The sequence below is a fragment of the Cytobacillus gottheilii genome (assembly GCF_001636345.1).
Classification (GTDB): domain Bacteria; phylum Bacillota; class Bacilli; order Bacillales; family Cytobacillaceae; genus Cytobacillus; species Cytobacillus gottheilii.
Genome location: NZ_KV440945.1, coordinates 1,423,649 through 1,435,771, shown reverse-complemented (window position 1 = coordinate 1,435,771; position 12,123 = coordinate 1,423,649). Strand labels below are relative to the sequence as shown.

The window sequence follows — 12,123 nt, the reverse complement described above, 5'->3', positions numbered from 1 at the left end:
TTTGGCTTTTTTGTGTGAAAAATAAAATGAAAATTCAAATTCCAATTCATGCTGGTCGTTTTAAGGAGGAGCGGTGGTGAGCCTCCTGCTGCAGAAGCACCGCACCACTCCAATCAGCGATTTCTATACTGACCTTGTATATAAAAGGTTATTTAAACAATAATCCTTCAGCAAAAATCACTTAGAAAGCGAAATTTATACATTTAAGACCGCTGTTTTGCTTTCTTTTAAGTAAATGACACGATTAACAGCATTTAAGTAGGCTTTGGCCGAAGCTTCAAGAACATCCTGTGCTAAGCCTCTGCCGCTTGATTCTTGCCCTTCATATTGAAGGCTCACATATACTTGTGCTAACGCGTCTCTGCCTGCACCAACAGACTGAATACGGTAATCAAGTAAATGAACTTCGCCTGTAATACATTTTTCGAGCGTATTATAAAGTGCCTCAATCGAGCCAGCACCTGTTGCGGCTTCCTGCAGCATTTCATTTTGTTTGCCGGATAACGTGACAGTCGCTGTTGGAATTTGATTTGTGCCGTATTGAACCTGTATTTGCATCAGCTCATAGAAGCGCTGGTCTTTAGAGAGCTTTTCTTCAAGAACGATAGCGGCCAGGTCATCATCGGTCATTTCCTTTTTCCGATCTGCCAAATCCTTAAAGATGGTGAAAAGAGCTGGAATTTCTTCATCAGGAACAGTTAAACCAAGCTCCTGAAGACGGTTTTTAAACGCATGTTTGCCGGAATGTTTGCCTAACACCATCGCATTTGAATGGAAACCAACAAGTTCTGGTGAAATGATTTCATAGGTCGACTTGTTTTTAAGGACGCCATCCTGATGAATGCCTGACTCGTGGGCGAATGCATTTTTACCGACAACCGCTTTATTGGCTGGAACCGTCATTCCTGTAAGCTTGCTGACGAGACTGCTCGTGCGGCTGATTTCCTGCAGATTCATAGCAGTGCTCGCTCCATAAAAATCCTTTCTAATATGAAGAGCAACCGCAAATTCCTCTAATGCTGCATTGCCAGCTCGTTCACCGATGCCATTGATGGTTCCTTCCACCTGTGTTGCACCATTCTCAACAGCGGCAAGTGAATTGGCAATTGCCATTCCTAAATCATCGTGGCAATGTGCTGAAAGATGTACTTTATCAATAGAAGGAACATGTTCTCTTAAGTAAGAAAAGATTCGTCCATACTCAGCTGGTGTTCCATAGCCTACTGTATCTGGAATGTTTATAATGTTCGCTCCCGCCCTAATCACTTTTTCAATAATTTCTGCTAAGAAAGGAAGCTCTGTTCTGGAAGCATCCTCTGCAGACCATTGAATGATCGGGAACATTTTGGAAGCATATTCTACTGCTTCGACAGCTGCTGCAATGACTTCTTCTTTTGATTTTTTCAATTTATATTCTCTATGAATAGGAGAAGTTGCCAGGAATGTATGAAGACGCGGTTCTGCACCCTCTTTTAATGATTCCCATGCTGCATCAATATCCGATTTAACGGCTCTTGCCAAACCTGTTACAGAAGCGCTGCGGATGGTTTTGGCGATTTGCTCAACAGAAGCAAAGTCGCCTTTAGAAGCTGCAGGAAAACCAGCTTCAATAATATCCACATTTAATCTTTCAAGCTGTTTGGCAATTTCGAGCTTTTCTGAGAAATTCAAGTTTACTCCAGCTGACTGTTCTCCATCTCTCAAAGTTGTATCGAATATTTTAATGGTTCGCACTGACAGCCACTTCTTTCTTTTGTTTATTTTTTTGCACGAATGGCATCATTTTTCTTAACTCCTTACCAACAATTTCAATTTGATGCTGTTTTTCACTTTCGTTAACCGCGTTAAACACTGGGCGATTTGCCTGATTTTCAAGAATCCAGCCTTTCGCAAATTTACCTTGCTGGATGTCCGTTAAGATGCTTTTCATTTCTTCTTTTACTCTTGCATCCACTACTCGAGGTCCGCTGACAAAATCACCCCATTGTGCTGTGTCTGAGATTGAATAGCGCATCCCCTCTAATCCGCCCTCATACATTAAATCAACAATCAGCTTAAGCTCATGCAAACATTCAAAATAAGCTAGTTCTGGCTGATATCCTGCCTCTGTTAATGTTTCAAATCCTGCTTTTACTAAAGAAGTTAGTCCTCCGCACAGAACTGCCTGTTCTCCAAATAAGTCTGTTTCTGTTTCTTCTTTAAAGGTTGTTTCTAAACCGCCTGCTCTTAACGATCCAATGGCTCTGGCATATGCTAAAGCAAGCTCTCTCGCTTCGCCTGTTACATCCTGATAGACCGCAAATAGAGCTGGCACCCCTGCACCTTCTTCGTATGTTCTGCGTACAAGATGACCAGGTCCTTTAGGTGCTACTAATAACACATCACTTTCCTCAGGAGGAACAATTTGATTGAAATGAATGTTGAAGCCATGTGCAAACATTAAAGCCTGGTTTGTCAAATTAGGCTCAATTTCTTCTTTATACACCTTCGTCTGCTGCTCATCAGGCAACAGGATCATGACTACATCAGCTTGTGCTACTGCTTCGCTTACAGGATAGACTGCAAATCCATCTGCTTCTGCTTTGTTCCAGGAATTCCCCTTGCGCAGTCCAATCACAACTTCTACACCGCTGTCACGCATGTTTAATGAATGTGCATGCCCTTGTGATCCGTAACCAATTACTGCAACCTTTTTCCCGTTTAAGTATTCTGCATTTGCATCTCCGTTATAGTACATTTTCGCCATTTTTCATTCTCCTCTTCTATTGTTTTATGGTTTTAAAATATTTAGAAAGTGCTTGAACATTTTTATAAAATCGATACCTGTTTCGGCGGTGCACTTCTTTGCGTCCCTCGAGGGAAAGCGGTTGTGCCCGTTCTTGCCAGCTCTTTAATCCCATAAGGACTAATTAGTTCTATAAAAGCTTCAATTTTTTCAGATTCGCCGGTAATTTGAATGACCATGCTTTCTTTACTTACATCAATAACTGATGCTCGAAAAGGTTCTATTAACGAATAAAGCTCGTTTCTTGTCTGCGGAGTTGACTGCACTTTTATTAACGCCAATTCTCTTGCGACAATAGACTGGTCTGTAATATCCGTTACCTTGATCACATCAATTTGCTTATTAAGCTGTTTAGTAATCTGTTCGCTCGCTTTTTCGTCCTCGACATGTATGACACATGTGATTCTGGACATGCCTTCAAGTTCAGAGTGGCCGACAGAAATGCTTTCAATATTGTAATTTCGTTTCGAAAATAAGTTGGTCACTCGATTAAGCACCCCTGGCCGATTCATTACGGTCAGGCAGATGATTCTTCTCACGGTTTAACACCTTCCATTTCATGCAGCCCCTTACCCGGAGCAATCATCGGAAATACATTTTCATTTGGATCAATCCGCAAATCGATTAATACTGGTTCGTTACATGTTAATAGGTGTTTTAATTCATTTTCCGCTTGTTCCTTTGTATCAATTAAAACCCCTTTTATGTCATAGGCTTCTGCCAGTTTTACAAATGATGGCTGTGAGGAAAACTTACTATGTGAAAAACGCGAATCATAAAAGATTTCCTGCCATTGGCGCACCATTCCAAGAGCCTGGTTATTCAAGACAACGATTTTAATTGGCAGGTTCATCTCACGAATAACGGCTAATTCCTGCGTACACATCTGAAAGCCGCCATCTCCAAGAACCGCAATTACATTCCGCTTTGGATCAGCGAGCTGTGCCCCAATGCTTGCTGGCAAACCGAAGCCCATTGTTCCTAATCCTCCTGATGTGACCCAGCGATTCGCTTCGTTAAATCGATAATATTGCGCTGCCCACATTTGATGCTGCCCTACATCTGTGACAACAATCGCCTCTCCGTTTGTAAAAGAGTGTATAAGCTCCATTGCCTTTTGCGGCTTCACCTCAAGTGATGTTTGGTCATAATGGTATGGAAACTCTTCTTGCCACTCCTCTAGCTGTTTCATCCATTCATCATGGACTGGCGGTTTGCCTTCTCCATTCACAAGTTCCTGCAGTGCTTCTTTTGCATCTGCAACAATCGGAATAAGCGTTTCAACATTTTTGCCAATCTCTGCCGGATCAATATCAATATGAGCAACCGATGCATGTGGAGCAAAATGCTTCAGGTTACCTGTAAGCCGATCATCAAAGCGGGCACCGATGTTAATAAGCAAATCGCATTGTGATAGTGCCATATTGGCCGTATAACAGCCATGCATGCCTGCCATGCCGATAAATAGAGGATGTTCTGCCGGAAATCCGCCTAAGCCAAGCAAAGTATGAATAACCGGAAGCTTCTGCTGCTCTGCGTAGGCTTTTAATGCGTGCATCGCTTTTGCATGAAGAACGCCCGCCCCTGCTAATATAACTGGCTTTTTTGCTTTGCTGACTGCTTCAATCAGCTTTCTGATCTGCAAATAATTCGGATGTTTGGTTGGCTGATAACCCGGAAGATGGATTTCTGCCTCTTCCTGCATTTCAGCTGGAGCAGCTGCGATATCTTTTGGTATGTCAATTAAAACCGGACCAGGTCTGCCGCTGGAAGCAATGTAAAAGGCTTCCTTTACAATCTTAGGTATGTCCTCCGCTTTTCGAACTTGGTAGTTATACTTGGTAATCGGTGTAGTAATCCCTAAAACATCTGCTTCCTGGAAAGCATCTGTACCAATAACTCCTGTAGCAACCTGGCCGGTGAATACAACTAGCGGCAGTGAATCCATCATGGCATCTGCAAGTCCAGTCACAATATTGGTTGCACCTGGTCCAGAAGTGGCAATAACAACGCCTGGTTTGCCGGATATCCTTGCATAGCCTTCTGCTGCATGAATGCCTCCTTGCTCATGCCTCGGTAAAACATGCAGAATCTTTGACGAATAAATCTTGTCATAGATGGGGAGCACTGCTCCTCCAGGATAGCCAAATATGACTTCAACTCCCTCTCTTTCCAAGGCATCTAATAACAAATCGGAACCTGTTATTGACCGTGTATTCTCCGCTTTAACCTCGGGTAACGCAGCTCCCTGCAACATGAATGAAAATCCTCCTCTTTAAAAAAATAAAAAGCCTTCTCATCCCTTTATCCAGATTTCTGGAAAACAAGGGATGAAAAGGCTTGAAAACCTGTTCCACGGTACCACCCTGATTCACGTATAATACGTGCTCTCATTTTGTTTGATAACGGGTGCAGCTACCCGGCAGGTCTTACTAAAAGGTTCAGACCCGCACTCAGAGGTGAGTTCATTTTATGCTGGATTACCGGATTTCAGCATCCCCGGCTCTCTGTAAAATCCTGTTCATAAAATTACTTGTCCTCATCATTGATTTTATCGATTCAACACTTTAAACCGTTAAATTTTTAGGTTAAAAAAATGACAGTTTTTCAAAGTGAAAACGTCTTGCTGTGTTTGTGTTATTTGTGTAATTTGTTTTATTGAGGACTATCTTACCCGCATTTACCAGCATCGTCAATAGCATTTTTTAAATTATTTGATAATTTTGATTAGTCAATTTAATTGGATGCGCTTTCATTGTTGTTAGCTTCCCATTCTTGTTGGACAAAATTTTTTGAAAAAATTTTATATTTTCGAAATGAATGCTCTAGTGTTTTCTCAATAATTACCAAAAATATATTTTATTTCTAATGACTGGGTGGTAGTCTTTAGTTAGATATAGATCTGTTATTTGAAGAGGGAAGGTGAGCATATGAAAGCAGCACAAAGCATACTAGCAACATGGGAAAAATTTAACGACTTTCCTATGGAGACTTTAACAAAAATTTGGGTTTATAGCAGTGCAAGCAGCAAAAAACAAAGAGCACTTTCTCTTATGAAAGAGCATAGAGAGCAATATGGGATGTCAGGGAATTGTTTTGATCTTGCAATCTGGCTTTTAGATGAATTTAAAAAAGATGGTATACAAGCCTATCCGATCGGCGACCAGCTCATGACAGAAGATGCTCATGCAGCTGTCATCGCAGTGTGCGAGGAAGGAAAGAGATACTACTGTGATTTAGGCGATCAATGGATTACTCCGATTTTAATAGATTCGGAGTACGAGGATTTTACAGCTGAAAGACTGTCTGGTTTCTTTCCTGGCGCACAAGTGCAGGTTCACTCTGCCAATGATACATTTCAAATCCTCTATCATCGCCCAAATGGAAAAACGTCTAAACAAGTCTTTGACCCGAAACCCGTGGGTATGGATTTCTTTTTACAAGCTGCTGAACTTTCCCAGAATACGATTAGCTCAAAACCGCTAATAGAATGCAGAGTACCTTATGATTCTGAAATCGCTCATTGGGAGTTTTATAATTGGGAGAGTTTCTTAAGCACAAATGACGGTTTGTTTCCTGATCCAACACTAGGAAGCATAGGAGATTGGGTGGAGAGGATATTTGAGAGGACGGGATATAACCGTGAGATATTAGCTGATGTGTTAAAGTTGTATGAAAAGATGTAAAAGAATCAGATTTGAGGGTGAAGGGACTATTATATAGGTGTGTTGATTCGTGTGAGGCTGCTTTTTGGGGTGGGCGGGCACTTAGGAGGCGCGTTTGTTCCCTTCACGACCCTTTTGGTGGTATGACGGGCACTTAGCTGGTGGGTAAGTTCCCTTCAGGCTCCTTTTTGAGGTACGACGGGCACTTAGCTAACGCGCAACCTTCAGTCACTGTATCCTTATGAATTAAATTCTTACTAGCCGTTTAATTTCACCTCCCTACAAGAACATTCAAAATTACTCTCATTCTGCCCTAAAATAGTAGGATCCATCTTCTTCAGATAATTTGCCTCTTATATCACCAATACCAATTATAGTAACTTTCCCATTCCTATTAACTGGTTTATCCGGCAGCACAATATGAAGCTTATTAAGTTTATTTAAAGAATTATAGTATGCAATGACAGGCTGTTTTATTAAATATTCCGTTCCGTTTAAGAGAACGTTTATAAAGTTCTGATGCAGTTCCCTCTGTTTCCCGACAACAGTGTTCATAGGGTCAAATGTTTCTCTTTCCATATCGCCAAACAGGTATAAATGATATCCTTCTTTATGTTCAAATTGTGTGAACATGTCTAGTCGGTCTCTGTTAACATTTTCAATAATAGCAAGAGTTTCGCTGCTGATATTGATATGGTCAATCTCTTTAAATTCATGCTTAACTTCTTGCTTTAAAATATCATATAGTGTCGAATTGCCAGTAAAGAACTTATCTTTCCAACCAGAAAAAAAACTCATTCAGCAGACAGCAAATGACAAATCCAGAACTATAGCAGCTTCTTCTGAGAAATTGAGAGGATTCCTTATTTTCCAATAATCCTTTGCTGAATGTTTCTAATAATTTACTGTATGAATGATTACTAATATGGAGATTAGCTTGAAATTCAACATAAAAAGCTGGTCCTTCTATTGTCTCAACGAAAAGCTCGTAATCTAGAAAATGATCTATAAATTTACGCCTGCTTTCCCTTAATTCAACAAATCTCTTCATATTATCGATCTTTTCTTCTCTGCTTGTTGAGATACCTGCTTGATATAGATATCTCCTTTCTCTATTGCGCAATTCAATATTTTCCTTGTGCAATGGATAATTCATCCCTGCTAACTCATCCGGAAAGCGGCTTTCTTCTTTAAGATATTGAAACCCATGAAATAGCTCGTGTACCATAATCGAATAAACACTGTTCATTTCCTTATAGTAATTTAGGTTTACTATTGCAGTAGGATAACCTTCGTATAAGATTAATGTATTAGCCCCATTAAATTTCTCATTCCATTTTAAAAAACAATAAGGCTTATCTGCAGATAAATATTTGGGATGGTTGTATAAATACGCTCCATTCTGATCATACAAAGCCACTGCGACCAATTGAAATTCGGGCCAATATAAATTTGCGTTTTCTGCTATTCTTTCAAAAACATTAGACTTATTTATATTCAATTGCACAAACCTCTACCTTCTCCCAGATAGAATTCCATTTCTTCTTACTCATTCGATTATTATAAATGGCCACCCTCTCTTCCCCCTCCAAATAATAGGGAGTTGGCCTTACTTTTAAGTTCAAGACATCTTCAATCCCCCAAGGTGCAGTTAATACTAGATTGTCTTTCTCATCTAACTTAACGCCTAAAGCTGTTACCGTTTCAGGAAACTTGGAGATGCCATCTGTGGATGATGTATAGGGCGGCATATCATTTAACACATGCATTCTGGCCTGGTTCTTAACAGACCAAGGTATTCCCGCAACAAGCTGGTTTAGCTTTCTCTCCAATTCTTTTTCTTCGGATTCATCTATATTAGATGGATTATAGTAGATTACATCAATATCAGGCAGCGGTGTTCTCTCTTGGTAGGTATGTAAGGTATCCCATATTTTTGAGCGCACAAATCCAGCACAAATCCACCAATCTGGCAACTGTAAGGATTGAACAGCTTTTAGGAGATTCATCATCCAGTGATCTTCCCGGATCAGTTCAAGAATGTCTTCTTCTGTTTTCATGATATGTGTCCCCTTTCAACTAAATATAAACTTTATACTTATTCTATCTATGTTGATCAAGCTCCTGTTTAATCAGTAAACAAAGAATGTGAATAATTGTCTAATAATTCAAATATTTGGTATAATCAAATTGTAAATGCTAGTTTGGAAAGCGAGGGAATAGGTTTCTAACATTTTCACAGTAATATTGTTATTAATATGTTTTAACTTTTATAATATGGGTAAAAGATAATGTTATATCTTTGTCTAAGGATCTGAACCAGGGACTTCCGGCAAATTACATATGATATTAAATGGAAAAGAACTAATAACAATCTTATAGTAAAGCAGTAGTAATTTTACCTTCATAATGGAGTGCATTGGCTGGATCCTTTTATAAAGACACTAACATTAGCAAAAAACTTCATTTAATTTAGGTTCCTAAATTTTTTATTATTCTATGCACAAGAACTGGGGGAGAGCTTTCGGTGGAATTAATGTCCAACATCAGTAAAGAAGTACAATTATTTATACAAGAAAATGGTAATAAGTTTGAGGAGCAGCTGTTATCTGAAGCTGTAAACGTGTCTACGAAAATAAAAGACATCTTAAATACGGGAAATATCGATTTATTAAAAAATGCAAGGAAGCTCATCACTTGTGTCCTTGAACAAAGAGATGAGGAATTAACCGCCTTTGCAAAACAGGAAGGCATCGCTTGGGCATCTCACTCTTTAACCCTTTCCTTAAAATTAGAGTGGGTACAGGCAATAAGACGAACCTTATGGCTATCTATAAATAAACTGGACGCTATTAAACAAATGACAATAGATCGAGATGATTTCTATGAATTAGAAAAGCTTATAAACGATCGAATCGACCAGTTCCTCAATACATTTTTTCTTAACTATTCATCCTACAAAGATGAAATGCTGCAAAAACAAAGAAATATGGTCGAACATCTATCAGTTCCGATCATTCCTGTAAGAGAACATGTTTCTGTTCTGCCTCTGATTGGAAACATTGATTCCTATAGAGTACGGATCATTGAGGAAAAGGTTCTAAACGAAATTGCAAACTCGCGGATCCAGACTCTGATCCTGGATCTTTCAGGCGTTGCCCAAATGGAAATGGATGTTATAGATCAATTTGAGAAGATATTAGCAGGTATTGCCATGATGGGATGCAAAGCAGTACTGACTGGTTTACGCCCAGACCTTGTAAGACGAATGGTCCATGCGGGAATCCGCTTCGATAAAGATGCAGATACAAGAGGAACACTTCAGGATACGCTGAGGGAATATATTTAAACAATAGAGACCGCTGAGAGGCGGTCTTTTGTTATGCATTTTTTATGTTGGGAATGAGGTAGCAAAAGCAGCAAGTATATTTCAATATCCTAATGGTAAATCTCTAAAATCACTAGCCATTTTTACTAGCTTTGATTGATTATTTTTAGCAGGAGTGAGCCTTAAAGTAACCGATTCCTTCAGATTCTTGGGATCAAGATAGTAACATTCATCAGTCTGAGGACAATAAATGCAGTAAATATCGACCTCTTCCTTATCAACTGGTTTACTGATGGCACCTGTACTTTTATAATATGATGAGCGAAACCTTACTTCAAGATTACCTCTATGATTCATATTTCTAAACTTAACTTGAACACGCTTAAATGATCCATCTTTATAAATAACCAAGTCAAATGGAGCATGTTCAGTTAGAGGTAACATCACCATAAAACCTTTCTGATAAAGATCAACTTGTGCCTTTAAAACACCTAAATCTCCTTTGTTTTTTGTATGGTGTTGCATTGTAAGCTCTCCCTTCTAAATGATAATCAGCACCTAAGAAGAAGAATCACTGTTTGCAGAACCTTAAATTGATTGAAGCAGAAAAGTATGAATGCAAAGTTGTGAAGAATGTTGAAGAAAAATAAAAAAAGATGCTAACACAATTTCTAATCTGTGTTAGCATCCTTTTTCTGTACAATTTATGACGTCCCAGGAGAGATTCGAACTCCCGACCGACGGCTTAGCTTACCACTATGACTTTCGTCACCAAACAAGTTTTGTTTGTGGTCTGGACTATATCTTCACCATTTCAGGTGCGACACGTATAGTCTCTACGGATCCTCACGATGATCAAGAGTGATCATTATTTAAAATTCTTACCACTAACAGTGTTAGTCATTCAGAATTTCTCATCCTAAGGTTAGGCGTAAGTTTCCTCGGTATTACCATCAGCATATCTGTTAAGGCTTCACCGATACAGTGTCGTCCACTCTAAAAGTTTCTGTTTCCTTATAGAGGCTCCTAATTTCTTGAAGGCCGTTGCTCTATCCTGCTGAGCTACTGGGACATATTTAAATGTTAACGTCCTCTTGAGGACAATATTTATTATATTAAAGTAATAATTAAAAGTCAACATTTTTTTAGAAAAAAATTCTTTATGAGGGAAGTGTTTGCTTCCCTCAATTATTATATGCGATTCTTTATTCTTTTGGAAGGGAGAAGTTACGACAAAGCTCGTCTAATTTCTCACCATATGTTTCATACACATCAAGCTGCAGTACTGATTGATCGATCGTTAAGATGACATATGTTTTCTCCACACGTCCCCGCGGCATTAAGATGCTGCCAGGGTTGATAAAAAGAATATCATCAATCATTTCAGCACCAAGCTGGTGTGAGTGGCCAAAGCAAACGATATTGGCACTTTTTTCTCGTGCCCGGTATGACAGATTCATCAGTGATGACTTAACCGAATGCAAATGACCATGTACCGTTAAAACCTTTAAGCCATCTGCCAGGCTGATGATCTCCTCGGGGTAGCCGCCATAAAAATCACAGTTTCCCCGGACAGCAGTGAACCCTTTCATTGCTGGATGATTTGGCTCAAGCTCGGAATCTCCACAGTGGATCATGATGGCACAATCCTGATGACGTTCCATAATTGACACCAATTCATCCGTTAGCCCATGGCTGTCACTTAAAATAAGGATTTTCATTTCCCATCAGCTCCTGGAAAAAGAACTGGCAGCATGTCCTCCAGCTTTCTTAAAGCATTCGCGCGGTGGCTGATTTCACTCTTTTCATCCGGCTCAAGTTCTGCCATGGCTTTTCCTTTTTCAGCGCAGAAAAAGATTGGATCATAGCCAAATCCAAAGCTTCCCCGTTTTTCCGTTAAAATGGAACCTTCACATGTACCCGCTACTGTCTCTGTTTCTTTTCCTGGAACTGCAACGGCTAAAGCGCAGTAAAACCGGCTCGTTCTCTCAGCTTCAGGAACATCCTTTAACTCCTCTAGGACCTTATCCATGTTGGCATCGTCGTTTTTCGCTTCTCCAGCATAGCGTGCAGAATAGATTCCAGGTCTGCCATCTAATGCATCGATCATAAGTCCTGAATCGTCGGCAATGACAATTTTATTAAGAGCTTTTGATACTGCCTCTGCTTTTAAAATCGCATTTTCCTCAAATGTACTTCCCGTTTCCTCAATATCCTCAAATTCAGGATAATCCAGTAAGGTTTTCACTTCATAGCCAAGCGGCAAAAACATGCGTTTGAATTCTTTAGCTTTTCCTGCATTTTTGGTTGCGATGATTACTTCTTGCATGCTTGCTTCTCTCCCT

General features: G+C 39.7%; 12 protein-coding genes and 1 other annotated feature. Of the genes, 2 read left to right on the top strand and 10 right to left on the bottom strand.

Features of this window, described 5'->3' with window-relative positions:
- Positions 1–195 precede the first annotated feature (195 nt).
- From A6754_RS06830 to ilvB, 4 genes are all read right to left on the bottom strand, one after another.
- Positions 196–1,734 (bottom strand): 2-isopropylmalate synthase, encoded by a 1,539-nt coding sequence (locus tag A6754_RS06830; protein WP_066443115.1) that lies wholly within the window; start codon positions 1,732–1,734, stop codon positions 196–198.
- Entirely contained in the window at positions 1,721–2,746 is a 1,026-nt protein-coding gene (gene ilvC, locus A6754_RS06825) for a ketol-acid reductoisomerase (protein WP_066443114.1), read from the bottom strand. Before ilvC ends, A6754_RS06830 begins: the two co-directional genes overlap by 14 nt.
- 62 nt (positions 2,747–2,808) lie before the next feature.
- A complete protein-coding gene (ilvN, locus tag A6754_RS06820; RefSeq protein WP_066443113.1) occupies positions 2,809–3,324 on the bottom strand; it encodes an acetolactate synthase small subunit in 516 nt (171 codons plus the stop codon).
- Positions 3,321–5,042 carry an acetolactate synthase large subunit gene (ilvB, locus tag A6754_RS06815; RefSeq protein ID WP_066443112.1) on the bottom strand — a complete coding sequence of 574 codons (1,722 nt, stop codon included), beginning with the start codon at positions 5,040–5,042 and terminating at the stop codon, positions 3,321–3,323. The genes ilvN and ilvB overlap by 4 nt, the downstream gene beginning before the upstream one ends.
- A gap of 66 nt (positions 5,043–5,108) precedes the next feature.
- Positions 5,109–5,340, bottom strand: a binding site (T-box leader).
- Positions 5,341–5,715: 375 nt separating this feature from the next.
- On the opposite strand from ilvB, the gene A6754_RS06810 reads away from it, so the two are divergent.
- Complete coding sequence (locus A6754_RS06810; protein WP_066443111.1) at positions 5,716–6,471, top strand: hypothetical protein; 756 nt, start codon at positions 5,716–5,718, stop codon at positions 6,469–6,471.
- A gap of 282 nt (positions 6,472–6,753) precedes the next feature.
- Here A6754_RS06810 and A6754_RS22305 read toward each other — a convergent pair whose 3' ends face one another.
- Genes A6754_RS22305 through A6754_RS06800 form a run of 3 tightly spaced genes read right to left on the bottom strand, consistent with a single transcriptional unit; the run spans position 6,754 to position 8,510 of the window.
- The gene (locus A6754_RS22305) at positions 6,754–7,248 is read right to left on the bottom strand and encodes a hypothetical protein (protein WP_082851629.1); all 495 of its coding nucleotides are present in this window, start codon (positions 7,246–7,248) and stop codon (positions 6,754–6,756) included.
- Entirely contained in the window at positions 7,220–7,957 is a 738-nt protein-coding gene (locus tag A6754_RS22300) for a hypothetical protein (RefSeq protein WP_082851628.1), read from the bottom strand. Before A6754_RS22300 ends, A6754_RS22305 begins: the two co-directional genes overlap by 29 nt.
- Positions 7,938–8,510 (bottom strand): nucleotidyltransferase family protein, encoded by a 573-nt coding sequence (locus A6754_RS06800; RefSeq protein ID WP_066443110.1) that lies wholly within the window; start codon positions 8,508–8,510, stop codon positions 7,938–7,940. Before A6754_RS06800 ends, A6754_RS22300 begins: the two co-directional genes overlap by 20 nt.
- A gap of 467 nt (positions 8,511–8,977) precedes the next feature.
- Between A6754_RS06800 and A6754_RS06795 the strand changes: the two genes are divergently transcribed.
- Complete coding sequence (locus A6754_RS06795; RefSeq protein WP_371806957.1) at positions 8,978–9,799, top strand: STAS domain-containing protein; 822 nt, start codon at positions 8,978–8,980, stop codon at positions 9,797–9,799.
- Positions 9,800–9,880: 81 nt separating this feature from the next.
- Here the strand turns inward: A6754_RS06795 and A6754_RS06790 are convergent, their stop codons facing one another.
- The 3 genes from A6754_RS06790 to A6754_RS06780 all read right to left on the bottom strand — a co-directional run bounded on the left by A6754_RS06790 (position 9,881) and on the right by A6754_RS06780 (position 12,107).
- Positions 9,881–10,303, bottom strand: a complete 423-nt coding sequence (locus tag A6754_RS06790) for a group I intron-associated PD-(D/E)XK endonuclease (protein WP_066443109.1) — start codon at positions 10,301–10,303, stop codon at positions 9,881–9,883.
- A gap of 680 nt (positions 10,304–10,983) precedes the next feature.
- Positions 10,984–11,499, bottom strand: a complete 516-nt coding sequence (locus A6754_RS06785) for a metallophosphoesterase family protein (RefSeq protein WP_066443108.1) — start codon at positions 11,497–11,499, stop codon at positions 10,984–10,986.
- Positions 11,496–12,107: an XTP/dITP diphosphatase gene (locus tag A6754_RS06780; protein ID WP_066443107.1), complete on the bottom strand. Its 612-nt coding sequence runs from the start codon at positions 12,105–12,107 to the stop codon at positions 11,496–11,498. The genes A6754_RS06785 and A6754_RS06780 overlap by 4 nt, the downstream gene beginning before the upstream one ends.
- Between the last annotated feature and the right edge of the window lie 16 nt (positions 12,108–12,123).

Bases quoted from the DNA above. Each gene is read 5' to 3' on its own strand.
- A6754_RS06790 (WP_066443109.1), bottom strand. From the start codon at position 10,303: ATGCAACACCATACAAAAAACAAAGGAGATTTAGGTGTTTTAAAGGCA.
- ilvC (WP_066443114.1), bottom strand. From the start codon at position 2,746: ATGGCGAAAATGTACTATAACGGAGATGCAAATGCAGAATACTTAAAC.
- ilvB (WP_066443112.1), bottom strand. From the start codon at position 5,042: ATGTTGCAGGGAGCTGCGTTACCCGAGGTTAAAGCGGAGAATACACGG.
- A6754_RS06780 (WP_066443107.1), bottom strand. From the start codon at position 12,107: ATGCAAGAAGTAATCATCGCAACCAAAAATGCAGGAAAAGCTAAAGAA.
- A6754_RS22305 (WP_082851629.1), bottom strand. From the start codon at position 7,248: ATGAGTTTTTTTTCTGGTTGGAAAGATAAGTTCTTTACTGGCAATTCG.
- A6754_RS06785 (WP_066443108.1), bottom strand. From the start codon at position 11,499: ATGAAAATCCTTATTTTAAGTGACAGCCATGGGCTAACGGATGAATTG.
- A6754_RS06800 (WP_066443110.1), bottom strand. From the start codon at position 8,510: ATGAAAACAGAAGAAGACATTCTTGAACTGATCCGGGAAGATCACTGG.
- A6754_RS06810 (WP_066443111.1), top strand. From the start codon at position 5,716: ATGAAAGCAGCACAAAGCATACTAGCAACATGGGAAAAATTTAACGAC.